This is a genomic window from Rheinheimera sp. UJ51 (genome assembly GCF_020819615.1).
Classification (GTDB): domain Bacteria; phylum Pseudomonadota; class Gammaproteobacteria; order Enterobacterales; family Alteromonadaceae; genus Alishewanella; species Alishewanella maricola.
In genome coordinates this window covers 1-23412 of sequence record NZ_JAJHOG010000014.1, presented here as the reverse complement: position 1 = coordinate 23412, position 23412 = coordinate 1, and the positions used below count along the sequence as shown (strand labels likewise).

Below are 23412 nucleotides of genomic sequence, written 5' to 3'. Positions count from 1 at the left end.
TGGGGTAATCCGTATCATTCCCGCCGCACCAGACGATACCCAAATGAAATCGTTTGATGCTGGCGCGGAGCGGTAGTTCAGTCGGTTAGAATACCGGCCTGTCACGCCGGGGGTCGCGGGTTCGAGTCCCGTCCGCTCCGCCAACAATTTTGATGCTTTCCGGAGCGGTAGTTCAGTCGGTTAGAATACCGGCCTGTCACGCCGGGGGTCGCGGGTTCGAGTCCCGTCCGCTCCGCCACTAGCATCAAAAAAGCTTCCTGATCCGGAGCGGTAGTTCAGTCGGTTAGAATACCGGCCTGTCACGCCGGGGGTCGCGGGTTCGAGTCCCGTCCGCTCCGCCATTTCAGTTAGTGTGCCATTGAGCGTAAGCTCACTCCAGTGCGGAGCGGTAGTTCAGTCGGTTAGAATACCGGCCTGTCACGCCGGGGGTCGCGGGTTCGAGTCCCGTCCGCTCCGCCATTTTCATCTAAATCAGCCAGCTAATGCTGGTTTTTTTGTGCCTGCAAATAAGTGAGCGGTAGTTCAGTCGGTTGCTGTTATAAAATCTAGCCGGCCTGTCACGCCGGGGGTCGCGGGTTCGAGTCCCGTCCGCTCCGCCATTTTATGGTTTAAGCTCTGAAAACATTAGCCAGCAATTTGCTGGTTTTTTTGTGTCTGTAGGTTTGTGTTAGCGGTAGTTCTGTCGGTTACTGTTATAAAAATCTAGCCGGCCCGTCACGCCGGGGGTCGCGGGTTCGAGTCCCGTCCGCTCCGCCATTTTATGGTTTAAGCTCTGAAAACATTAGCCAGCAATTTGCTGGTTTTTTTGTGTCTGTAGGTTTGTGTTAGCGGTAGTTCAGTCGGTTACTGTTATAAAAATCTAGCCGGCCTGTCACGCCGGGGGGCGCGGGTTCGAGTCCCGTCCGCTCCGCCATTTTTATCTAAATCAGCCAGCTAATGCTGGTTTTTTTGTGCCTGCAAATAAGTGAGCGGTAGTTCAGTCGGTTACTGTTATAAAAGCAAGCTTCGGGGTCATATACCAAGACCCCCAAGACCCTTAACGTTTTCGCCGTGGGCGAGATACTTTCTTTTGCGCCGCCAAAAGTAAGTATTTTAAAGAAAATGCTTTTGACTATTAAAGTTAAAGATCAGCAATGCAATGGCTAGCCCCTTTGTTTGAACATTGTGCTGTAAAAGATTGAACGAGTTGTTCCGATAAGTTGAAACGGCTGGACACTTTGCGTGGTTTTTGACATCAGGCGGCGAGGCGTGTGTTCGGGTTATCAGTACTTCACCAATTTCTGGTTTGAATCATCAGGCAGCAGTCACCAGCATCATGCTGCTTGGTTGTGTCTGGAATTGAGCCTTGTCGCAATGACAGTGCGGTGTTCGGTTTTGCAGGTGGAGTTATGTAGAATGGTGCCAGATAACCGGCTCTTGCGCGTTATGGGCGGCTTGGAGAAGCTCTAACAGTGGAAAGGCGCGAGTTGATGCGCTTGGCAAGGGTTCTTCTTGTAGTTCAGCAGGTAATTCAGCTAATTCATGCTGCATGTCATCTTGCTGTTGTTGGACTTCATCAGCAAGGCGGCTACGTTGTTGCAATAGCGCGATGGCCGTTGCCACGTCTTCAGCAGGGATAATACCGGTAGATTTCTTAATAGTCTGCGCTGAATCGGCCATATAGGTTTGCGTGTTACAGTTCATCATTTGCAACATCTGTTCACCGGACTGTTGTAAATAAGATAGCGCACTCCAACTGGGTGTCGTGAAGGTAATCATCTTTAAATCCTCTATTTTAATCTGTGGAGTGGTCGTGCTATCGGCCAGTGCTCACTGTATTGTGATTAACGCTAAGATGGAACGCATAGGGTTAGACTCGCCTTTAAGTATGGTTCAGATAAGCATAGATAGCGAATTAACGCTGTGTAGGGTATTGGCATCAGCGAATACGTATCCGCCGTGAGTGACGCACGAGTGGTACTGAACCAATAGCCTGCTATTAAGCAATCCAACGCGACTAGGTTTGTCTTTACTCGTGCTGAGACAATTTGTGATTTGCTTTTTGTTGATACATGGCTACGTCGGCTTGGTGAAGCAATGACTCAAGATCCTGTGCGTCGCTGGGGAAAAAGGCGGTGCCGAGGCTTAGCTCAAATGCAACTGACTGACCATTGGCGAAAAAAGTCGCGCGTTCAAAGCTGGTCATAATTTTTTGCAGGATAGGCTGAATATCTTGCTGCTTGCTAATGCGTGGCATAATCACTAAAAATTCATCGCCTGATAAGCGGCAAGCAACATCAGAACTGCGTAAATTAATTTGGAGTAGCCTGGCAACTTCTTGTAAAAATTGATCGCCAACCGCATGCCCAAAGCGATCATTGATCAGTTTGAATTTATCTAAGTCTAAGCTAATGATACAAAATTCAGCTCGGGAGTTAATGAGCGTCTCTAACCATTTCATCGCGAAACGCCGGTTGGGTAATAAGGTTAAAGGATCTTGCAGCGAGTTAATTCGTGCTAAATGGTAACTATAAAATAAGCTTATAAAAACCAGCAGTAATAACAAACTAAAACCGTACCCAATTACACGAATATATGACGACGCTAATGCAGGGCCGTTGTAAGATGTTCCGGGTAATTCGGCAATCGCTATCAACCAGCTGCCGTTGATCAACCGGATCGTTTCGCTGCTAAAAGCCTCTGCAAACACGCTTTCATCACCGAAAAACACCTCGCCCTTAGCACCTAAACCATCTTTACCTCGGATCGCCAGTCGAGATTGTGCAGCAAGCTCATTCACACCGGCTAACTTGAACAGTTTGTCTATTTCGATGACCGCGCTACAGGTACCCCAATACCGCTGATTAAACGGCGGATCGGTGAAGATAGGCATCCGTGCAATAATGGCCTGGCTGCCTTGAATTAATGTTAGTGGCCCGGCAATAAAAACCTCTTGTCGCTGCTTAGCTAATTCGACAGTGTGGAGTTGTTCGGGTGACTGGCGGTAATCAAAGCCTAGAACACTTTCATTACCTGTTAAGGGATAGACAAAGCGGATCACGTTATCCGGAGCTAAAGCGATATTGCGCAGACTACTGGACTTTAAATATAAGGCTTCAGCCATGCGCGTCCATTGTTCGTTATCAGATTGCGGATTAACCGAAATCAGTGTGGCTAAACTATCGGCTAAAAAAATATTGGAATTTAATTCAGACTCAATATTGGCACGAACCGAGGATAACTGCTGACTGAGGCGTTCATGCTGATGAATTTGCATCAGTTCAGCGTAATTACGGTGATAATACTCGACTAGCAATACCGCGCTGGCCATAAACGCGGCTAATGCGCAAAGTAATAGCGATTTTTTATGACGATTCGCCCTGCCGAACACTTGTTTCATACAGGCAACTTTATCATGTTAAACAGCGGCATAAACATCTTAGCTAGCGGCGTATTCAATAGCTGGCCTTACGCGCAAAACGCCCGAGTTGTTGCTCTGTGGTGGCAGTACCCTCTAACAAGCTTTTGGCGGCATCGTCAATGGAAGCCATTTGTTGATAAGCTTGATTGGTGATCTGCTGGATCGCACTTAAATGCTCATGGGTTTGTTGATATTTTTCTTCAAGATTAGATACGCTGCCGGTGATGGTTTTCATACCACCCTGAGCCGTTAGCAATTCTTGCTGCAATAAAGCAAATTCTTGATTCGTTTCATTAATCTGATTTTGTGCATCTTGTGCTTGTTGATTTAAGCTAATGGATTCTTCTTTTGTTTCTTTTACCAAGCGCTCCATATCATTCAAAAAACCTGAAATCTGCTTTGTTGCCTCATTCACTTTGGCTGCCAGTGTTCGCACTTCGTCGGCAACAACGGCAAAACCACGACCCGCATCGCCCGCTCGCGCCGCTTCGATAGCGGCGTTTAAAGCCAGTAAATTGGTTTGATCCGAGAAGCCTTCAACCATAACTAAAATCTGTCGGACATTTTCTGAGTTTTTTTGTAAACCATTAATAGTGGCGGCAAAAGAGTCAAGCAGTCGAGCAATCGCCGCCAGTTGTTGATTAAGTTGCTGCATTTGCGTGCTGGCAACTTGAGCTTTACTTACCGCAAGTTGTGTTACTTCGCCCATTTGATCGCTGCTTTGGACGATGTTCGTTAAATAGTCGATAACTTGTTCACTCTCTCGGCGAATTAAGGTATTGCGTTGCTCGGTTTCTTGTAGGTTTTTGCGGGTACTTTTTACCGCAATAGACACCTGCTCATTGATCTGATGTGTATTGCGCGCCTGTTGATGCACATTGCCAAGCACGTCGCTAAGTTGGCTAACGAATTGGTTAAATTCATCCGATAACGTGCGAAACTCATCAAAGGTGAAGGCGGGTAAACGTTGGCTAAGATCCGCGCCAGAGCGATTACTGTCGTGTAAATTTTTGACTAAAGCCTGCACCGGGCGAACAATTAAATGCCACAAATAGAAGATAGTAAAACTATAAGCGGCGCTGCCAACAACGAGCAACAGCCACCAAAGTTGTTTGTTACCGGTGGAAGGGTAAGCAAGATACATCGCCAGCGCAAAGAACAGGGCAATAAACAGCACATTACCCACTATCTTTCGGGTTAAGGTAAAAAAGAATCGCTGCTCGATCAGATGGTAAAGTGTCATAACCCGCTCCAGTAAAGATGCTGGCTTAGCCCAGCATGGGTATTGTGTAACAGTGCAGAACGTGAAAGGCAAAGGCGGTAGGTTTGCGCTGTTATCAATGTAAAACAATAACCTAGTTTATGGTATGTGCCAATCTTTAAGCATAGCACTGACCTTATCTCTCACCCCTAACCCGATAACCGGAAGCATCAGTTCGTTGCGTTACTGTGCCTTTGTGCATGCTATAGCGTGCGAATTATGCAAAGCACTTAAGTGGTAACATCATGCTAAGGAATTAAGGCTTTAGCAAAAAACACGCTTAGGCCATTGCGGCGTAAAAACGTTGTGCCATTTGCGTGGCTTATGATTTAGGGCATAAAATATTTTTAACAAGAAGGAAGTTTACTCTTTTCATGCTTTGTCGCGGAGTATTTTTTTGCAGGTTTTTTGCGCTAGATCTTAACCATGCGTAAAAAACTCGTGGTTAAGATCAGCGTTAAAGAGGAAATAGATTTAGTTAAATTTAATTTTGCGAGTGAGCCACCATCCGAACACCATGCTGAGCACAAAACCGATGGTACCCGAGCTACCTGAGGTTAAAGCGGCAATAGCAGGGCCAGGGCAATAACCTAATAGGCCCCAACCGACACCGAAAATCAGTGCCCCTAACAATAATTGGCGATCTACTTTGGTGCTCTTAGGAAGATAAAAAGCCTTTTCTAAAAAAGGGGCCGCTCTTTTTTGGCTAAAGTAAAAACCAGTAGAATAAACCACTAAAGCCGCGCCCATGACTAACGCTAAGCTTGGGTCCCAGTTATCCAGTACATTGAGAAAACCAAGTACTTTTGCGGGATCGATCATCATTGAAATAGTGATACCCGCAGATAACAATAAGCCGGATAAAAATGCTACTAATGCTTTCATATTTTCTCCTGCTTAAAATAAGCTTGCAACCAGCACACCTGCTGCCATAAAGACTAAGGTAGCGCTAATCGATCGCGGTGATAGTCTACCGATACCACAAACACCATGACCTGAGGTACAGCCGCTGCCCCAGCCCGTGCCTAACCCCACCAATAAACCGGCAATTAAGGTTTTAGTGTTTAAGTCAGGCGTAGTAAAGGTGAGATCTTGCATAAAAAAGCTTAACAGTAGTGGTGCAACTAAAAGGCCAGCCACAAACGCAAACCGCCAGCCTCGACCATCACGTTCAAAAATAAGCTGGCTGGCTATACCAGAGATACCCGCTATACGTCCTAACATGGTCATCATTAACAATGCACCAAAGCCAATTAAACTGCCGCCAATGAGCGCAGATATCGGGGTGAAATTTTCCATTACGACTCCTTATTGCGTCACGGGTAAGCCGGCTTCTTGCCAGGCAACCATGCCACCCGCGACCGAATAGACATCAGTAAAGCCCATGTTCTGCAACGATTCCGCGGCTAAAGCCGAGCGAGCACCTGAACGGCAAATCAAATACAACGGCTCTTGTGCTAATTGCGCTAAGGCTAACTCTGCGGCACAACCTGACGCAGCGACGGCGGGGTGGTTGGCCAATTGCATTTCTAATACACCGCGTGGATAGTTAACGGCGCTGCTGATGTGTGCTTGAGCAAATTCGGCAGGCTCACGTACATCAATAATACGAGTTGATGGCTGTTTTTCTCGCTGCGCCGCCAGTTGCTGAATATCGACTTCTTTGATACGTTCTTTTGCTTCGGCCACTAATTGTTGTGCTGTTTTCATTATAAATCCTCCAAAAACAGTTTATAAAACAGATTGATAAATCACGACACCCGCCATGATCGCCAAGAATACAGCAAAGCCTTTTTGTAAGATCGCTTTCGGTAATCTGCGATTGAGCCAACCGCCAACATAACTTCCCAAAATACCGGCCACAACCATGATAGTGATGGCGTGCCAGTCAAATACCAAGCCTTGCGCATGAAACACACTGTAGTATTTTGCAAAACCGACCAACGATTTTAACGCAATGATCATTAAGCTGGTTGCTACGCCGATATGTAGGGGTAACCCGGCCAATAATACTAATGCGGGGACGATTAAGAAGCCCCCTCCAACCCCCACAAAACCGGTGATCGCACCAACCACTAAACCATCGGCAATGACCTTAATATGATGAAACGTTTTGGGTTGATCAATGATCGTGACTTTACTGCGCCACATCATTATTGCCGCAACCACCATTAATGACGCGAAGACTAATAACTGCCAGCGGCTATCCACTAAGGTGCCTAGCCAAGCGCCACCATAAGTCCCTAACATACCGGGTACACCGAACCATAAAACATGGCGCCAACTGATTAAACGGCGAAACATATTGTGGATTGAACCAAACAAGCTGATCAGCGCTACTATTAATAGCGACGATGCGATGGCCAATGAGGCGGGCATGCCAACCAAATACAACAACACCGGTACGGTCAGGATCGATCCACCTGAGCCGAACAGCCCCAAGCTAAGCCCGATGATTAAGGCACCCATTAATACCAACATCGCCACTCCTATATTCTTTTATGGAATATGTATATAACAGAATTGCATTCTATGGGCTTTTTCGTTAAGCTGCAATCAAAATTTAGCATTAACTAAAGTAAGGGCTGAAAGATGAGTAACCTGGATGAACTGCATATTGAAATGTTCTTTGACAATGATAGCGCAACTTGCAGTTATGTGGTTGTCGATAAAGCAACGGCAAAAGCGGCAGTGATTGATCCAGTATTAGATTACGATGCTGCTGCAGGGCAGGTTAGCACGAAGGCAGCGGATAACATTTTAGCGTACTTAGCTGAGCAAGGCTGGCAGTTACAGTGGATTTTAGAAACCCACGCTCATGCTGATCATCTTTCTGCCGCGCATTATCTAAAGCAAAAAACAGCAGCACCCATTGCGATTGGTGAGGGGATCCGTAAGGTTCAGCAAACGTTCAAAATGGTTTTTAATATCGCTGATGCAGAATTAATGGGTACGGGTGATTATTTTGATAAGTTATTTGCGGATGGTGAAACGTTTAACATCGGCTCGGTTACCGCGACGGTGATGAATACACCGGGTCATACCAACGACAGTGTCAGTTATTTAATTGCTGGCAATGTGTTTGTAGGTGATTCACTGTTTATGCCTGATGGCGGTACGGCACGTTGTGATTTTCCGGGTGGTGATGCTCATATCTTGTTCCGTTCTATCCAGCGTTTATATCAGTTGCCAGCAGAAACGGTTGTTTATGTTTGCCATGATTATCAACCGAATGGTCGTGAATTACGTTTTAAAACGACGGTGGCCGAACAAAAACAGCAAAATATCCATGTGAAAGCTGACACCGTTGAAGCAGATTTTGTGCAAAAACGTGAAACACGCGATAAAACCTTAGCTGTACCGCGACTGATCTATCCTTCGGTACAGGTGAATATTCGCGCTGGGCAACTGCCTCAAGCCGAAAGTAATGGTGTGAGTTACGTTAAAATACCTTTAAAACAAGTATAACAACTACGTGATGATGCGAGCCTAGGGTATTTCACGCGCTAAGCTCGCCAAGCGATAATAAAACAGCAGCCCGCCATGAGTCGAAACTGCTGTTGTAGGTGTTATTTAAGCAAACCCGTAAATTGACTGACTAATTGGTCTAAATCTAACAGCTGCTTTTCACCCGTGCGGCGATTTTTGTATTCGGCCTGACGGTTATCGAGGTTACGCTCGCCAATCACGATGCTGTGAGGCACACCAATCAGTTCCATGTCAGCGAACATCACACCCGGGCGCTCTTTACGATCATCAAAGAGTACGTCAATACCCGCAGCTTTAAGTTGTTGATACATCAGCTCAGTGGCTTCAGCTACACGCACTGACTTGTGCATATTCATTGGGATCAACGCCACTTGGAAGGGCGCTATTGCGTCAGGCCAAATAATACCGTATTCGTCGTGGTTCTGTTCAATCGCGGCGGCAACAATGCGTGACACACCCACACCATAACAGCCCATGGTCATAATTTGGTGTTTACCTTCTTCATTCAATACACCGGCTTTAAGCGCTTGAGAGTATTTATCGCCCAATTGGAAGATATGACCCACTTCAATACCACGCTTAATCACTAAGTGACCAAAACCACAAGGGCTTGGATCGCCTTCAACGATATTGCGAAGATCGGCAACCTGGTAATCAGTGATGTCGCGATCCCAATTGACGCCGGTTAAATGGTAGCCGTCTTTATTGGCACCCACAACAAAATCAGCAAGGTGTGCGGCGCTGCGGTCCACAATCACCGGGATGGTTAACCCCACAGGACCTACTGAGCCAGGTGCTGCGTTAACCAGTTGACGAATTTGCTGTTCGTTAGCAAATTGCAGGGGTACGGCAACTTGTGGTAATTTCTCCGCTTTAACTTCATTCAGCTCATGATCGCCGCGAACCACTAATGCAACTAGGGATGCCGGTGCATCATCTTTGGCAACGCCAACAACGAATAAGGTTTTCGCAATTTGCTGTTCGCTGATGTTTAATAACTCTGCTACGGCAGCAACAGTGCCGACATTTGGTGTGGCAACTTCTTGCATGCTTTGCGTTGCGGCTGGGCGTTCACCCGCCGGCGCTTTTGCTTCGGCCATTTCGATATTCGCGGCATAATCGCTGGTATCAGAGAAGGCAATGGCATCTTCGCCGGAAGAGGCCAGCACATGAAACTCGTGCGAGACACTACCGCCAATCGCGCCGGTGTCGGCAAGCACAGGCCGATAGTCTAAACCAAGACGATTAAAGATATTGCAGTAAGCGCGGTACATGGCATCGTAAGTTTGTTGTAATGAGTCTTGGCTTAAATGAAATGAATACGCATCTTTCATTAAAAACTCACGCGCACGCATCACACCAAAACGGGGCCGACGCTCATCGCGGAATTTGTTTTGAATTTGATATAAGCTCAGCGGCAGCTGTTTATAGCTGGTGATTTCGCGACGAACCAGATCAGTAATCACTTCTTCATGTGTAGGGCCTAATACGAAATCGCGCAGATGGCGGTCTTGAAAACGCAATAACTCGGCGTCCATTTTCTCCCAGCGGCCTGATTCCTGCCACAGTTCAGCCGGTTGTACCATGGGCATCAGTACTTCAATGGCACCGGCATTGTTCATTTCTTCACGAACAATTTGCTCTACCTTACGCAACACTCTAACGCCAGTAGGTAAATAAGTGTATAAACCAGAAGATAAACGGCGGATCATACCGGCGCGAAGCATTAACTTGTGACTAATAACTTCGGCATCTGCTGGCGTTTCTTTCATCGTAGATAATAAATACTGACTGGTGCGCATGAGGCTCTCTGTAAAAAAGACTTAAAAAATTGCCCTCATTCTAACAACGGATCTACTCGGGCAGAAGTTTAATCTGATGTTTAATGAGCTTATTTGTGACTTCTTGCTCTAAAAGCATGCCGCCAAGGCTGTATAAACCATCAGGTAACTCGATTAAACCTCTTAAATCCATTATCGCCGTTGTATTTTCAGCGGCTAACCAGCGTTGTTGTTTTGGGGAATATAACCAAACAGCAGCACTGGGGCTGGCAACGAGATTTTGATAATCACGACCATTCAGTTGATAAGGCACATTACTACCGCCGATAAACACGGCCATTTCTTCGCCGTTGACCTTAACGGTGGCCGCGGCTAAACGGTAGCGAGCATCGCCAGTGGGGTGTGGAATGCTTTGCCAGGCGATGCTATTGGCATTGTTACCCAGCTTTCCAGCCCAACATTCAGCCACCGGTTGTTGCTGTGGGCTACTTTGATGATAATCCAAGGTTACGCCATCACAGACAATCAATTGATCTGCGGCAACAGCAGCAGCTAAACCAAAGGCGGGTTTACCCGGAAATGGCGTAGCTTGCGACCAGCGCTGGGTGTAATTATCAAATAACTGCACCACATTAACGGCACCGTATTCACTAAAACCACTAATGAGATAAATGTAACGATTTTGATAAGCTACGGCGGCCGCATGATCGACCGGTACCGGCATATCATTTAAACGCGTATAGCGACGGGTGATGGGATCGAGCCGATAGCTATCTGCTGCTGTCGTGGTTTTACCATCGCTTTGTACAAAAGCGCCGCCCAGAATGAAAAAATTATTGTTTAAGGCCACGGCACTGGCCCCAATGCGGCCTTGAAGCCGTTGTTGATTGGGTAAGACAGATAGGGTTGTCCAGTTATATTCGCCAAGCGTATGTAACCACACTTTATCATGGATCTGTGCGCTGGTTTTTGCTGGGCCTATGCCGCTTGCAGAAAGCAGATAGGTTTTACCTCGAACTGTGGTGGCTGCTACGGCATTGTTACTGACAGGCTCAGGCAGCTCGGGCAGGGCGAAGCAAATAAAACTGGTGGCCAATAAGCTAAGGTAGCTGCATGATTTCAGTAACATGGTTGTGTTCTCCGTCGACGGTCCATTTAATATTAAATTCGTATAGGGTCATGCCATAATGTTGAATGTCAGCCCGTTGTTTTTTATAGGGTGGCCGTGGATCCTGTTTTAAAACCTTTTCAATAAAAGTGCGTAAATGCGGATAGTGTTTTTGTTGCTGGCAAAATTGTTCAGCATTTTCTGACATAGATACGGTCATCATGGTCTCTGGTGCGGCATCGGCAAAGCCACCATTTGCAGCAGGTAGCGCATCAGAATAGGGCAAATAAGGTTTAATGTCCAAAATCGGCGTGCCATCTAACAAATCTAAGCCGCTGATCAAAATCTGTAATTTGCCGTTTTTTCGAGTAACCCCATCTAGTTTTACGACCGATAAGCCAATTGGATTAGGTCGGAAGGTGGCGCGTGTAGCAAATACGCCTTTTCGGGTGTTGCCACCTAACCGAGGGGGGCGGACTAACGGCGACCAACCCTTGTCTGCCGTTTCATGAAAAACAAAGACTAACCAGAGGTGACTAAAGGCTTCAATACCTCGCACGATCCCTTCATCGGCATAGTCAGCTTCTAATTCGATACTGCCACAGGCTTCTGCGATTAAACCTGGCTGCCTTGGGATGGCAAACTTTTGTTTATAGGGTGATTTAATATAGCCGATGCTATTAAATTGATACTGAGCCATCTTCAGAAATATCTTGGTTAATAAGCAGAAAAACAATCAGCTATTATGCAAGCCCCCCGTTAAAACAACAAGTAAACTTGCCCTTTACTATCAGAAGTCTAAATGGCTTTGACGCTAGACGTTTAAGTTGTCACAATACGTAGGTCTTTTTATTATTGAATTAGTGTCATTATGGAACAGCGTATTTTATTAACTGAGTGTCCCGATTCAAAAGGGCTGATCGCGCAGATCACCAATATTTGTTACAAGCACCAACTGAATATTATTCGTAATACTGAATTTGTTGATCCGGTAACCGGTCAATTTTTTATGCGTACCGAATTAGACGGCATTTTTAACGAGCAAACCTTATTACAAGATTTGGATCGGGCTTTACCGCCAGGCAGTAGCCGCAGTTTGTTGTGCCGGCAGGCGAAAAAAGTTGTCGTGTTGGTCACAAAAGAAGCGCATTGTTTGGGTGATATTTTGATGAAGGTGTATGATGGCTCACTATCATTAAATATCGCGGCGGTTGTTGGTAATCATCCTGAATTAGCCGCATTGGCGCAGCGTTTTGATTTACCGTATCATTTTATTAGCCATCAAGGGCTAAGCCGAGCTGAGCATGAAGCCGCGTTGTTACAGCTGATCACACCCTATCAGCCTGACTATCTTATTCTCGCCAAGTTTATGCGGATTTTAACGCCCAATTTTGTCGCGCATTATCCGAATCGTATCGTGAATATCCATCATAGTTTTTTACCGGCTTTTATTGGCGCTAAGCCCTATCAACAAGCCTTTGAGCGTGGGGTGAAAATCATCGGAGCAACCGCGCATTTTGTTAATGAGCAGCTCGATGAAGGGCCAATTATTCAGCAAAAAGTGGCCGCGGTAGATCACAGCTACAGCGCACTGGATATGGAAAAAGCCGGCCGTGATGTGGAAAAGGCGGCATTAAGTGAGGCGCTACAATTTATTACAGAGGATAGGGTGTTTGTACACGGTAATAAAACCGTGATTTTATAGGGCGCATGTCTGCGCCCGCACGGTGTTTAGTCTGCTAAACTGGGATCGTCATGTAAATCGAGCGCATAGATCTCATCAATTTGATCAATACTTGAGTGACTGACTCGTAAGTCTTTCACTCGACCGTTACGCAAACTATATACCCAACCATGCACGGTTAAAGCCTGATCGCGCTCCCATGCCTCTTGCACAAAGGTGGTGTGACACAGGTTACGCACCTGCTCCATCACATTAAGCTCAATCAGTCGATTGACACGCTGGTCTTCATCCTCGATTAAATCTAATTCGTCACGATGCATGGCATAAACATCTTTAACATTACGCAGCCAGTTATCGACGAAGCCAACACGCTGTTTCATCATGGCTGCCCGTACACCGCCACAGCCGTAATGCCCCACCACTAAAATATGTTTTACTTTCAATACTTCGATAGCGTATTGCAACACAGAAAGGCAATTCATATCTGAATGCACCACTAAGTTGGCAACATTGCGGTGTACAAACAATTCACCTGGCATCAAACCGACAATTTCATTTGCCGGCACACGACTATCCGAGCAACCAATCCACAAGTATTCAGGGGCTTGTTGCTCTGATAACTGTTTAAAAAAGCCGGGTTGCTCGCGTTCAATCCGATCCGCCCATTGTCGATTGTTGATAAATAATTCTTTGAAATTTGGCATTAAACAATCCAACTGAAGGCGTGATGCGCCACAATAACGATTTTTTTGCTGCTGACAAGCCCGACCAGCAGGCAATACGAGTGAGAAGCTGTGATCCTACCCAACTATTAGGGGCGTTGTCACGGAAATTAAAAAGGGTATTTAAGCGTTAAAGTAACAAAATGATAAGATTAATAGTTAAAACTTTTTTACTATTACATTATTTAGCTGGTTTTAATTATTCAAGATGACTTTTATTAACGCCAGCTGAATAATAATTTGGATTAATTTATTGAATAAGCAAGAATCACTTTAATTATTTTAATTTATTCGATATTCTAGAGCAGTAATATTACTTGGGAGTATTAAAATGTCGTTATTGCTTGATAAGCGTGAATTAAAGAAAGCCGCAAAAGAATTAACGCTGGCTAAATTAAATGATGTGCTAGACACATTAAATTCAGTATTGGTTGAACGCCAATCTGAAATTGACGCCATCAGTGAAATTGAACGTTTTGCCCGCGAAAAAGGATTTACGTTGGAACAGCTTGGCTATAAGCAAGTACAAGATGTGATGCCAGAAGAGAGCGTCAGTGTAGCCAAAGAATCAAAACGTCCGGTTAAACCAAAGTTTAAAACCTTAAACAAAGCCAGCCAGTATTTCTATGTTGAAGACGGCCAATTACAATTACTTCGTACTCATACTATGAAAAAAGGGTTACAAGCACGGGGTATTGAAGTTGTGCCGGTCAATAAAGTCGACAAAAAGTTCGCTAAAGATATTGAACGGTTATTAGATGAAGCCACAGAGCAAGCTACCGCCAACTTTAATAGTAAAGTGGTCGTGTGGAATGCTTGGGCTGCTGAAAACGGTGCTGAGATATTAGAGCCACGTTAATACGGCAACGATAAGACATAAAAAAACCGGCATTGCCGGTTTTTTTATGTCTATTTATTTAATCTGTGCATCTAAGGATTGGCCATTAATACCAATACTATCGTCAGACATTAAATACAAATACAACCACATCAAATCTTCTGGTGTTTTTAACGTTGCCGCATCTTCACCTGGGTAGGCGCGCGCGCGCATACTGGTACGGGTGGCACCGGGGTTAATACAATTACAGCGTACCGTGGTGTCTTCATACTCGCTGGCAATAATTTGCATTAAACCTTCAGTAGCAAACTTTGATACCGCGTATGGCCCCCAAAACGCTCGACCTTGCCGACCCACGCCAGAAGAGGTAAACACGACAGACGCTTGCTGACTTAACTTTAAAACAGGCATTAACGCCTGTGTCATCAGCATGGCGCCTGTGACATTGACTTGCATAATGTCTTGCCAGCTGGCTAAATTAATATGCTCGAACGGCGACAATACGCCTAAAATTCCTGCATTGTGTAATACGCCATCGAGCTTACCGAACTCGGCTTTAATGGTAGCCGCCATGTCGTGATAATTTTTTGCGGTCGCGCCTTTTAAATCTAACGGGATGATGGCTGGCTCAGGATATCCCGCATTTACAATTTCATCGTATACCGCGGTTAATTTATGGGTGGTTTTACCTAATAAAATAACCGTCGCCCCAAAGCGGGCATAGGTTAAAGCGGCGGTTTTGCCAATGCCATCACCGGCGCCAGTAACTAAAATAACTTTATTAAGCAGTGCGCCGGCGGGCGCAGAGTAGTGTTGTGGTGCTTGCATTAACGGAGCCCCTGACTGAAAAAAACGGCAACAGGATACTTGGAAAAACCCGCTTTTGCACTCTTCTTAATGAAACTTCAGGTTATCTGTCTTTTTGCTCTAGCGATTTGCTAAAGTTTGAGTTAACTTTAACTGGTCGTAGCTGTTCGTTAGGGCAGTCACTCTAATTCAAAATAAGTGAAGCAAACTTATGCTTTGCAATAAAAAATACCAGTGATGGACAGGGGAGATAAAATGAAGAGATTGGCAATAAGCATTGCAGTAATCACCGCTTTAGGTTTAGCTGGCTGTGGTGATTCAATAGAAGATATCAAACAAGATGTGGCGGTTGAAGGCACGGTAACACCGAGTGCACGGGTCATATTTGACCCCACAGCCGGCAACGTTTCTGTACCAAACGATTTACTCTTTCAAGGTACCACTGACGGTACGCTAACGCTCGATAGCGGTGCTACCCCTGATTACACCAATCCACAAGTTGCATTGGGTGCTTTAGATGGTTGGTCTACGCAAAATCCGTTTACCATTGCCTTAAGCTTTCCTGCTGGTGTGACGTTAAATATGGACTCGGCGGCAGCACCTGGCTCTGTACGTATTTTTAAAGCCGTAATGGGCGATCCTGCTTCTCCTGAGACCGATTGTCGTGCCGTACCACGTGGTGCCGCCTGTAAAATTGTTGCTGAATTACAATACGGCGTTGATTTTGTTTCTGCCGGCAGTGGTAACAGTGTGGCTGTAGTGCCATTAAAACCGCTTGAGTCTGCCACGACTTACCTTTTGGCGTTAACTAACGGTTTAAAAGACAGCACCGGTGCAGCCGTAAAACCTTCAACCACTTACGAGTTAGTGAAACAAGACCTGAGCACTTTACCACTGGCCACGGATTCTCAGCGTGCCTTACAAGGTGTGATTAACAGCTTTGAAAACGTGATGGTGCGCGATCAAGGCTTACCCAAAACCAGTATTATTTATTCCGCGGCCATTACCACGCAATCTACGGGTGCGGTATTAGCTAACTTAAAGCAACTGATGGGCTCGCCAACACCAACAGGTTATGCGCCTACGGGTTTGGCTATGCAAAACACCGGTTTGACGGTATCGCAACTTAACCCTGCTTTCGCTAGTCAGCCAGTTTTTACTATCACCCGTTTGTATCAAGGTAGCTTAACGCTGCCGTACTTTTTAGGTAAGCCTTCTGAAGCAAACATGACCGCGCCGTTAAACACGCGCTGGACTGCACGTTGTGACAGTGGTGCTATTATTGCAGCCTTACCGGCCAGCATGAAACCCGCCACGCCTGTCTCTGAAAATGATGGTTTTTGTCAGGCGGTGACTTCAGGTGCGCTACGCGATCTGGGTGTGGATAGTGCTCGTCATTTAACTAAGTTTAACGTGATCCCTGCTATCCGCAGTTATGAAACCGTTGGTGTGCAGATGACCGTGCCTGATGGTAATGTTATTCCAATGCCTGAAGCCGGTTGGCCAGTGGTGATTTTGCAGCATGGTATTACTTCTAAAAAAGAAGATATGCTCGCTGTTACAGGAGCCTTAGCTTCGCAAGGTTTTGCCACTATTGCCATTGATCACCCGTTGCATGGCAGCCGTGGTTTTACCCAAGCAACTGAGACCGGCAACTTAACGTTTAATGCCTCCACTAACTCTGCAACTGATTATATGAATCTGAGCAATTTGTTGGTGACACGGGATAACTTACGTCAAAGCATTGCCGATATGCTGGCGCTGCGTTTTGCTTTAAATAACCTGACCGGTGTGACCATTGATAAAAGCCGCGTACAGTTTTTAGGGCATTCGTTAGGGGGCATTACAGGTGCAAGCATGGTGGCTTTAGCAAATAGCACCACTGGTAATGCAGCTCTAGATGCCGCGTTTAAAGTTGAAAGCTCGGTATTAGCAATGCCTGGTGGTGGTATTGCCAACTTCCTGTTAGATTCAGGGTCATTTGGCCCACTGATTAAAGCCAGTGTGATGCTAGGCGCGGGTGGTCAATTAACCAGTGAGTTTGTCACTTACGTGGCAACCAATACTGATTGCGGTGCACCAACTGCGGCAACCGCAGCAACCTGGCCGACTTGTGCGGCGCCGGTGGTTAATCAGTATCTTGCTAGCTTAAGCCAAACAGGCAACACGGCACAGCAAGCGCGCATTACCGCCACCTTAAGCCAGTTTGCCTTTGCTGCGCAAACCGTGACCGACAGTGGTGATCCAAACAACTATGCTAAAGCCTTAGTCAGCAGCGGCACACCCACTTTTATGATTGAAGTAGTGGGTAATGGTGCGGATAGATTGCCAGACCAAGTTGTTCCGAATGGCTTCTTTAATCCATTAACGGCGTTAGCAAATGGCCGCATGGCATTAGCCGGTACAGAACCACTGGCACGGTTATTAAGTGCAGGCTCAGTACCAGCTCAAGCGCCAGGTGTAGCATTAACCGGTAATGCCATTACCCGTTTTAATGCGGGTGACCATGGCTCGATTTTAAATCCAGCGAGTAGTGCAGCCGCTACCGGTGAAATGCAATATCAAGCTGTAACGTTCTTCTTAAGTCGCGGTACACAGATTGGTATTCAAGATACTTCGGTGATTGCAAACTAAGCTTTGCTTAGCGTTTACCCACAGCCCGGTTGCACTTGCACCGGGCTGTTGCTTTTAGGGTATGATGCACCTTTATTATTCATTGTAAGGAGACAGGCTTTGGCATTTTTGTATGAATATGGCATTTTTCTGGCGAAGGTTGCCACCTTAGTGGTGGCGTTTGCGATTGTGGTGGCCATTATGGCAGGCGCTGCGATGAAAACACGTCAACGTAAAGGTCAGTTGTCTATCACGGATCTCAGTGAAGCGTATCAGCACAATCAGCAACTGTTACAACAGCAACTGATGGATAAAAAAGCCTTCAAGAAATGGCAAAAAGCCCAATCAGCAGAAAAGAAACAACCGCAGCCAACACTCTTTGTCATTGATTTTAATGGCAGTATGGATGCGAAAGAAACTGATGCGTTACGCGAAGAAATCAGCGCCATTTTGGCAGTAGCCACCACAAAAGACGAAGTGTTGTTAAAGCTCGAAAGTGGCGGTGGTGTGGTGCATGGTTATGGTTTAGCCGCCTCGCAGTTAGACAGACTCAAGCAGCAAAAGATCCCACTCACTATAGCCGTGGATAAAGTAGCCGGCAGCGGTGGCTATATGATGGCCTGCGTGGCCGATAAACTACTGGCGGCACCTTTTGCGATTATTGGCTCTATTGGTGTTATTGCACAAATACCTAATTTCAATAAATTATTAAAGAAAAACGATGTTGATTTTGAACAGTTTACCGCGGGTGAATTCAAGCGCACCGTCACCTTGTTTGGTGAAAATACCGCAAAAGGCCGTGAAAAATTTCAGCAAGAATTAGAAGAAACCCATGTGCTGTTTAAAGACTTTGTTAGCCAGCAGCGGCCAGTGCTGGATATCGACAAAGTGGCTACGGGAGAGCATTGGTTTGGCTATCAAGCCCTTGCTTTAGCATTGGTAGATCAATTGCAAACCAGTGATGATTACTTGTGTAGTATGTTTGCCCAGCGAAAAGTACTACAGGTGAAGTTTCAATTGAAAAAAGGCTTGGCAGATAAATTGGGCGCAGGTGGTGCGAGCTTCGCCAGTGGCATCTGGCAAAATTTGCAACAACGCCGTTGGTGGTAGCACATGGACGCAGCATTTTGGCAGGCGTGTTGGCAACAAAATAAACTCGGCTTTCAATTAGCACAACCGCATCCACAGTTGCAGCGTTGGTTGCCGCAGATCTTGGCCGAGCAGCCTAGGCTAACTGAAATCCTGGTTCCGTTGTGTGGTAAAAGCCCTGATTTGCTATTTTGTCAGGCTTTGCGGCCGGTTCTGGGTATTGAGTTGTCGGATATCGCTTGTCATGCTTTTTTTGCTGAAAATCAGCTGGCGCATACTGTTACAACCGCACATCCATTAGCCGAGCAGGGCTTTATTCGTTTTCAAGCTGAGGCGTTACAACTATTACAAGGTGATTTCTTTCAACTGCCTGATAGTCGCGTTAACGCCAATAACCTTATCTACGATCGCGCAGCATTGATTGCGTTGCCTTTGGAAATGCGACAACGTTATGTTGAAAAATTAGATAACTGGTTAGAGCAGGGCGCAGTGTTGCTGCTGATCAGCTTAGAATACCCCGAGGAGGAAAAAGCGGGGCCACCTTTTAGTGTCACTAGCGCTGAGATAGAGCAGCACTTTTCAAAGCGACAGATCCAATTGCTAGAACAACTGGATATTACGGGGCAAGGCTTTGCTCGGCGTCGTTTTGAAACATCACGTTTATGTGAAAAAGTGTATTTAGTTCAGGCATAAAGTAGGCTCAAAACGCTACCCGCAGCAGCAGCGGGTAGCGCTAAACGTTAATCTCTTAAATGATGGAAATCGATGGTTTCTTCTTTCTCACCGGCGTTTGGATTGTTATAGATAGCTGCATTAAACTCTCCTTCGCTTTTAGCGACAACACAGGACACCATCGCATCACCGGTCACGTTTACTGCGGTGCGCGTCATATCCAGTAAGCGATCCACACCAATAATTAACGCGATACCTTCAACCGGTAAGCCTACTTGTTGTAATACCATCGCCAGCATGATTAAACCCACCCCCGGCACACCAGCCGTACCGATTGAGGCCAAGGTCGCCGTTAAAATCACCATCAAGAAATCGCCAAGACTTAAATCGACACCAAACACCTGAGCGATAAAGACAGTGGCAACACCCTGCATAATGGCTGTACCGTCCATATTGATAGTAGCGCCTAGTGGCACTGTGAATGAACTGATGCTGTTATTGACACCGAGCTTTTTATTGACCGTTTCCATGGTCACTGGCAGCGTGGCATTACTGCTTGAAGTACTAAAGCCAAATAACGCGGCATCGCGCATTTTCTTTAAAAAGATAATCGGGTTTAAACCCGTTAGTGACTTTAACAGCAAGGCATAAACCACAAACCCATGAAACAGTAATACAAAAAGCACTACGCCAAAGTATTTGACTAAGCTGCCGATAGTTTCTAAACCCAGCGTGGTAAAAAGTTTCGCCATCAGGAAAAACACACCATAGGGGGCTAAGTTCATGAGTAAAGTGACCAGCTTCATAATCACTTCATTAAAATCATTAAACTGTGCGGCAATCCGCTCACCCGGTTTGCCTGACAAGGCCACGGCTAGGCCAAATAACACGGCAAAAACGATTATTTGCAGCATATTGCCTGAAGCCATTGACTCTATTGGGTTACTTGGGAAGATATTGATAAAGACCTGCGCTAACGTTGGGGCAGAGCTGACATCAAAGGTTTGATCGCTTTGCATTTCCACACCCAAACCTGGGCCAGTTAACAAGGCTGCGCCAATCGCTAAGCTAATGGCGATAGCGGTGGTGATCATATATAAGCCGATGGCTTTACCACCTAAACGCCCAAGTTTAGAGGTGTCAGATAACGAGCAGGTTCCACAAACTAAAGACACAAATACCAATGGCACCACCAGCATTTTTAAGCTGGCAATAAATATTTCGCCGCCAACATGAAAAATACCGTCAACAAAAAAAGCTTTTAAGGGAATATCCAGACCAAGCAATGCCAAATTGCGCTCTTCGGCACCACCCAGTAAAAATTGAAAGAAGAAACCGACTGCAAGGCCAGCTACCATACCAATCACAATACGTAAGGTAAGACTGAGTTTTTTATTATTTGACGTCATATATAGTGGTTTTTTTGTTGTAATAAAGCACTAAGACTACCAGTTTGTGCCAGCTTTGGTCACTAGAGATAGAAATTTTTTTTAAATTAACCCTGCCAGCTGGATAATTAATGGTTTAAGATGCAAAATTAACAAAACTATAAAAGAAGTGCTAGGGAGAGTTTCATGTTAAACATCCGGCAATTATGGGCGGTGTTCGTTATTTTCACGCTATCAGCTTGTGGCGGTGGTGGAACATTAGACGGTAGCAGTTCTGGCGGTACATCCGCAGTTCCTGTTTACAGTCTGAGCGTAACTTTAAAAAATAGCCAAGGCCAAAGTGCTAATCAGTTAGCCCTTGCGACTCCTTTGATTATTGAAGCAACTTTAACTGCAACTAATTCAGGCGTGGTATCAGGCCAATTGGTCAGTTTTGCTTTAGATAACTCGTCTTTAGCGACATTTGCTAATGGCACAGGCAGCGCGGTGACTAATGCAAATGGTGTTGCATCGCTCGGTGTTAATGTTGGCACCCTCTCTGGTGCGGGTAAAATAACTGCAACTTTTGGTGATATTAGTGCCGAGGTTGTGTTTAGTTCCGCGGGTGATGGTGATACGAATGTCGGAGAAACGATTGGTTCCGTATCATTAATCGCAGATAAATTACAATTAGGCTCAGCGAGTACGGACAAAGTAGAGTTGAGTGCTTTAATTCGTAACACTAACAACAATGTTGTTTCTGGTATACCTGTAACCTTCAGTACAGATTCAGGTGAAATCCAAGTGGTTGACTCTTCATCCGCAGCAAACGGTATTGCGCGTGCCACACTAACAACGCTTTCTAACAAAAATAACCGTGATATCACAGTTACTGTTAGAGCACAGCAGCAAAGTTCACAACTGATTGTTAAGGTTGTGGGCACTGAAGTTAATATTACTGCACCGCAAGCTGTGGTTCTGAATGATAGCGCACAACTCGATATTTTTATTGTCGACTCTGAAGGTAATAGCCTTGAAAATGTGATGGTAAACATCGCATCGTCGTTAGGTAACACTTTAAGCATGACTAATCCTGTAACCTCAGGTTCAACAGGTAAAGCGACCGTAACTTACACCGCGGTTAACAGTGGTATAGATACCATACTAGTTACTGCGCTGGGAGCTCAACGCTCAGTGAGCTTAAATGTAAGCCCTGATTCATTTACATTTCTTCAAACTGTGACAAATGCGCCAGTTATTGAAGAAGTCAGTTTAAATAGCCCCAAAGAATTGCGTGTGCAATGGCTGGTCGATAATCTGCCTAATGCTGCTCAAAACATTAATTTTGCCACTAGCCGTGGTGTGATTGCGGCAGAGTCTGCTGAGCTAATTCAAAAAAATGTGTCGGTAGCCAAAACCACAGATGCTAATGGCCAAGCAAATGTTTATGTTTCTTCTGAGTATGCAGGTTTAACGACCATTGCTGCGCAAGCAGGCTCTGGCAGCAGCACGGTGAACACGCAGAAAACGATTGAGTTTGTTGCAGTAACAGCATCTAAGCTTGAACTACAAGCATTCCCTGCTCAAGTTGGTCCAGGTGAACAAAGTAATGTTCGTGCAATTTTGCGAGACGCTAAAAATAACCCTGTTAAAAACCGCAGTGTCATTTTCACTCTGGATAATTCTGCCGGTGGGCAATTAAGTACCGTAAGTGCAGTAACTAATTCTGCAGGGGTTGCAACGACAGTATTTACAGCTGATGTAAACACTGGTGCGGCTGTAGATGGCCTGAATTTGCAAGTTAAAGGTTCTTTAGTTAAAAACGCATCAGAAGCTAACGATATCTCTGGCATGACTGATATCGCAGTGGGCGAGAGAACATTGTTCTTCCGCTTCGGTACAGGTAATGTCATTTCTAAACCAAGCGATAGTCTGTATTCTAAAGAGTTTTCAGTCATTGTAACTGATAGCTCGGGTAATCCTGTTGCTAATCAACAGCTCAATGTGGCAGTTGTGCCCGTATCCTATGGTAAAGGTGTTTGGGTGAAATCAACGCCCGAAGAATTCAAGGTTTGGGTTCCTCAACGTAGCACAACGTGTCCTAATGAAGACGTTAACTTGGATGGTATTTTAGAAGTTTCTGAAGATACCAATAATGATAAACAAATCACACCTGGTAATGTTGCTACTGTGCCTCAAACTGTTACTGCAGATGAGAATGGGATTGCGGTGTTTAATGTTCGTTACCCACAGGATTATGCCACATGGTTAGATGTTAGGTTGCAAGTTTCAGGTTTTGCCGCAGGTACTGAAAACGTTGCCTTTAGAGAATATAATCTTCCAGTAGCCGCTGATGATGTAACTACTGAGACATCAGCGCCACCACCTAATCCATTAGGTAGCAGCGCGAACTGTACTGACATTTTATAATTCGTTTGAAATAAAAAAGGAGCCTGAAGGCTAATGCCGGTCAGTTAAGCTGGCCGGCATTTTTCTTTCGGACAGGGTATTTCTGCTTACTCGACTTTAGGCAGCGAGGATAACATCGCTCTCGGCGTCCAGGTAGTAAGAAGTAGGACGC

Annotated in this window: 20 protein-coding genes and 6 tRNA genes; 13 read left to right on the top strand and 13 right to left on the bottom strand. The window is 45.5% G+C overall.

Going from position 1 to position 23412, the window contains the following annotated elements; genetic code table 11:
* Positions 1–66 precede the first annotated feature (66 nt).
* From LMJ53_RS14595 to LMJ53_RS14570, 6 genes are all read left to right on the top strand, one after another.
* A tRNA-Asp gene (locus LMJ53_RS14595) sits at positions 67–143 on the top strand.
* 18 nt (positions 144–161) lie between these two features.
* Positions 162–238, top strand: a tRNA-Asp gene (locus LMJ53_RS14590).
* A 26-nt stretch (positions 239–264) separates the two neighbouring features.
* Positions 265–341 (top strand) — tRNA-Asp (locus LMJ53_RS14585).
* Positions 342–382: 41 nt separating this feature from the next.
* Positions 383–459 (top strand) — tRNA-Asp (locus LMJ53_RS14580).
* 207 nt (positions 460–666) lie between these two features.
* Positions 667–756: transfer RNA gene (locus LMJ53_RS14575), tRNA-Asp, on the top strand.
* Between the two features lie 67 nt (positions 757–823).
* Positions 824–913, top strand: a tRNA-Asp gene (locus tag LMJ53_RS14570).
* Between the two features lie 473 nt (positions 914–1386).
* Here the strand turns inward: LMJ53_RS14570 and LMJ53_RS14565 are convergent.
* The 7 genes from LMJ53_RS14565 to LMJ53_RS14535 all read right to left on the bottom strand — a co-directional run bounded on the left by LMJ53_RS14565 (position 1387) and on the right by LMJ53_RS14535 (position 7142).
* On the bottom strand, positions 1387–1758 hold the full coding sequence (locus LMJ53_RS14565; RefSeq protein WP_229587865.1) for a DUF1840 family protein: 372 nt from the start codon (positions 1756–1758) through the stop codon (positions 1387–1389).
* Positions 1759–2008: 250 nt separating this feature from the next.
* Positions 2009–3379 (bottom strand): diguanylate cyclase domain-containing protein, encoded by a 1371-nt coding sequence (locus tag LMJ53_RS14560; RefSeq protein WP_229587863.1) that lies wholly within the window; start codon positions 3377–3379, stop codon positions 2009–2011.
* A gap of 55 nt (positions 3380–3434) precedes the next feature.
* Positions 3435–4643: a methyl-accepting chemotaxis protein gene (locus tag LMJ53_RS14555; protein ID WP_229587861.1), complete on the bottom strand. Its 1209-nt coding sequence runs from the start codon at positions 4641–4643 to the stop codon at positions 3435–3437.
* A 492-nt stretch (positions 4644–5135) separates the two neighbouring features.
* A complete protein-coding gene (locus LMJ53_RS14550; protein WP_229587859.1) occupies positions 5136–5546 on the bottom strand; it encodes a DUF6691 family protein in 411 nt (136 codons plus the stop codon).
* Between the two features lie 12 nt (positions 5547–5558).
* Complete coding sequence (locus LMJ53_RS14545) at positions 5559–5960, bottom strand: YeeE/YedE family protein (RefSeq protein WP_229587857.1); 402 nt, start codon at positions 5958–5960, stop codon at positions 5559–5561.
* A gap of 9 nt (positions 5961–5969) precedes the next feature.
* A complete protein-coding gene (locus LMJ53_RS14540) occupies positions 5970–6371 on the bottom strand; it encodes a rhodanese-like domain-containing protein (RefSeq protein ID WP_229587856.1) in 402 nt (133 codons plus the stop codon).
* Between the two features lie 21 nt (positions 6372–6392).
* Positions 6393–7142 (bottom strand): sulfite exporter TauE/SafE family protein, encoded by a 750-nt coding sequence (locus tag LMJ53_RS14535; RefSeq protein ID WP_229587854.1) that lies wholly within the window; start codon positions 7140–7142, stop codon positions 6393–6395.
* A gap of 111 nt (positions 7143–7253) precedes the next feature.
* Between LMJ53_RS14535 and LMJ53_RS14530 the strand changes: the two genes are divergently transcribed.
* Positions 7254–8129 carry an MBL fold metallo-hydrolase gene (locus LMJ53_RS14530; protein WP_229587852.1) on the top strand — a complete coding sequence of 292 codons (876 nt, stop codon included), beginning with the start codon at positions 7254–7256 and terminating at the stop codon, positions 8127–8129.
* Positions 8130–8230: 101 nt separating this feature from the next.
* Here the strand turns inward: LMJ53_RS14530 and LMJ53_RS14525 are convergent, their stop codons facing one another.
* Genes LMJ53_RS14525 through tsaA form a run of 3 tightly spaced genes read right to left on the bottom strand, consistent with a single transcriptional unit; the run spans position 8231 to position 11739 of the window.
* On the bottom strand, positions 8231–9952 hold the full coding sequence (locus tag LMJ53_RS14525; RefSeq protein WP_229587850.1) for a proline--tRNA ligase: 1722 nt from the start codon (positions 9950–9952) through the stop codon (positions 8231–8233).
* A gap of 52 nt (positions 9953–10004) precedes the next feature.
* Entirely contained in the window at positions 10005–11060 is a 1056-nt protein-coding gene (locus tag LMJ53_RS14520; RefSeq protein ID WP_229587848.1) for a Kelch repeat-containing protein, read from the bottom strand.
* Positions 11032–11739 carry a tRNA (N6-threonylcarbamoyladenosine(37)-N6)-methyltransferase TrmO gene (gene tsaA, locus LMJ53_RS14515; RefSeq protein ID WP_226752054.1) on the bottom strand — a complete coding sequence of 236 codons (708 nt, stop codon included), beginning with the start codon at positions 11737–11739 and terminating at the stop codon, positions 11032–11034. The genes LMJ53_RS14520 and tsaA overlap by 29 nt, the downstream gene beginning before the upstream one ends.
* 171 nt (positions 11740–11910) lie before the next feature.
* On the opposite strand from tsaA, the gene purU reads away from it, so the two are divergent.
* Positions 11911–12744 (top strand): formyltetrahydrofolate deformylase, encoded by an 834-nt coding sequence (purU, locus tag LMJ53_RS14510; RefSeq protein WP_229587847.1) that lies wholly within the window; start codon positions 11911–11913, stop codon positions 12742–12744.
* Positions 12745–12770: 26 nt separating this feature from the next.
* Here the strand turns inward: purU and can are convergent, their stop codons facing one another.
* Positions 12771–13427: a carbonate dehydratase gene (gene can, locus LMJ53_RS14505; RefSeq protein ID WP_229587845.1), complete on the bottom strand. Its 657-nt coding sequence runs from the start codon at positions 13425–13427 to the stop codon at positions 12771–12773.
* Positions 13428–13776: 349 nt separating this feature from the next.
* Here can and LMJ53_RS14500 point away from each other — a divergent pair, with 349 nt between their 5' ends.
* Positions 13777–14304, top strand: a complete 528-nt coding sequence (locus LMJ53_RS14500; RefSeq protein WP_226752057.1) for an H-NS histone family protein — start codon at positions 13777–13779, stop codon at positions 14302–14304.
* A gap of 54 nt (positions 14305–14358) precedes the next feature.
* On the opposite strand, the gene LMJ53_RS14495 is transcribed toward LMJ53_RS14500, so the two are convergent.
* On the bottom strand, positions 14359–15111 hold the full coding sequence (locus LMJ53_RS14495) for a YciK family oxidoreductase (protein ID WP_229587843.1): 753 nt from the start codon (positions 15109–15111) through the stop codon (positions 14359–14361).
* A gap of 234 nt (positions 15112–15345) precedes the next feature.
* Between LMJ53_RS14495 and LMJ53_RS14490 the strand changes: the two genes are divergently transcribed.
* The 3 genes from LMJ53_RS14490 (at position 15346) to LMJ53_RS14480 (ending at position 19485) form a co-directional block, all read left to right on the top strand.
* Positions 15346–17724, top strand: a complete 2379-nt coding sequence (locus LMJ53_RS14490; protein ID WP_229587841.1) for a VolA/Pla-1 family phospholipase — start codon at positions 15346–15348, stop codon at positions 17722–17724.
* Positions 17725–17823: 99 nt separating this feature from the next.
* The gene (gene sohB / locus LMJ53_RS14485) at positions 17824–18813 is read left to right on the top strand and encodes a protease SohB (RefSeq protein ID WP_229587839.1); all 990 of its coding nucleotides are present in this window, start codon (positions 17824–17826) and stop codon (positions 18811–18813) included.
* 3 nt (positions 18814–18816) lie between these two features.
* Positions 18817–19485: a thiopurine S-methyltransferase gene (locus LMJ53_RS14480; protein ID WP_229587837.1), complete on the top strand. Its 669-nt coding sequence runs from the start codon at positions 18817–18819 to the stop codon at positions 19483–19485.
* A gap of 47 nt (positions 19486–19532) precedes the next feature.
* Here LMJ53_RS14480 and LMJ53_RS14475 read toward each other — a convergent pair whose 3' ends face one another.
* Positions 19533–20873: a dicarboxylate/amino acid:cation symporter gene (locus tag LMJ53_RS14475; protein WP_229587836.1), complete on the bottom strand. Its 1341-nt coding sequence runs from the start codon at positions 20871–20873 to the stop codon at positions 19533–19535.
* Positions 20874–21038: 165 nt separating this feature from the next.
* Between LMJ53_RS14475 and LMJ53_RS14470 the strand changes: the two genes are divergently transcribed.
* Positions 21039–23261, top strand: a complete 2223-nt coding sequence (locus LMJ53_RS14470; protein WP_229587834.1) for an Ig-like domain-containing protein — start codon at positions 21039–21041, stop codon at positions 23259–23261.
* Positions 23262–23412: the final 151 nt, after the last annotated feature.

Coding starts and splice junctions, on each gene's coding strand:
- LMJ53_RS14565 (WP_229587865.1), bottom strand. CDS start 1,758: ATGATTACCTTCACGACACCCAGTTGGAGTGCGCTATCTTATTTACAA.
- LMJ53_RS14560 (WP_229587863.1), bottom strand. CDS start 3,379: ATGAAACAAGTGTTCGGCAGGGCGAATCGTCATAAAAAATCGCTATTA.
- LMJ53_RS14555 (WP_229587861.1), bottom strand. CDS start 4,643: ATGACACTTTACCATCTGATCGAGCAGCGATTCTTTTTTACCTTAACC.
- LMJ53_RS14550 (WP_229587859.1), bottom strand. CDS start 5,546: ATGAAAGCATTAGTAGCATTTTTATCCGGCTTATTGTTATCTGCGGGT.
- LMJ53_RS14545 (WP_229587857.1), bottom strand. CDS start 5,960: ATGGAAAATTTCACCCCGATATCTGCGCTCATTGGCGGCAGTTTAATT.
- LMJ53_RS14540 (WP_229587856.1), bottom strand. CDS start 6,371: ATGAAAACAGCACAACAATTAGTGGCCGAAGCAAAAGAACGTATCAAA.
- LMJ53_RS14535 (WP_229587854.1), bottom strand. CDS start 7,142: ATGTTGGTATTAATGGGTGCCTTAATCATCGGGCTTAGCTTGGGGCTG.
- LMJ53_RS14530 (WP_229587852.1), top strand. CDS start 7,254: ATGAGTAACCTGGATGAACTGCATATTGAAATGTTCTTTGACAATGAT.
- LMJ53_RS14525 (WP_229587850.1), bottom strand. CDS start 9,952: ATGCGCACCAGTCAGTATTTATTATCTACGATGAAAGAAACGCCAGCA.
- LMJ53_RS14520 (WP_229587848.1), bottom strand. CDS start 11,060: ATGTTACTGAAATCATGCAGCTACCTTAGCTTATTGGCCACCAGTTTT.
- tsaA (WP_226752054.1), bottom strand. CDS start 11,739: ATGGCTCAGTATCAATTTAATAGCATCGGCTATATTAAATCACCCTAT.
- purU (WP_229587847.1), top strand. CDS start 11,911: ATGGAACAGCGTATTTTATTAACTGAGTGTCCCGATTCAAAAGGGCTG.
- can (WP_229587845.1), bottom strand. CDS start 13,427: ATGCCAAATTTCAAAGAATTATTTATCAACAATCGACAATGGGCGGAT.
- LMJ53_RS14500 (WP_226752057.1), top strand. CDS start 13,777: ATGTCGTTATTGCTTGATAAGCGTGAATTAAAGAAAGCCGCAAAAGAA.
- LMJ53_RS14495 (WP_229587843.1), bottom strand. CDS start 15,111: ATGCAAGCACCACAACACTACTCTGCGCCCGCCGGCGCACTGCTTAAT.
- LMJ53_RS14490 (WP_229587841.1), top strand. CDS start 15,346: ATGAAGAGATTGGCAATAAGCATTGCAGTAATCACCGCTTTAGGTTTA.
- LMJ53_RS14480 (WP_229587837.1), top strand. CDS start 18,817: ATGGACGCAGCATTTTGGCAGGCGTGTTGGCAACAAAATAAACTCGGC.
- LMJ53_RS14475 (WP_229587836.1), bottom strand. CDS start 20,873: ATGACGTCAAATAATAAAAAACTCAGTCTTACCTTACGTATTGTGATT.
- LMJ53_RS14470 (WP_229587834.1), top strand. CDS start 21,039: ATGTTAAACATCCGGCAATTATGGGCGGTGTTCGTTATTTTCACGCTA.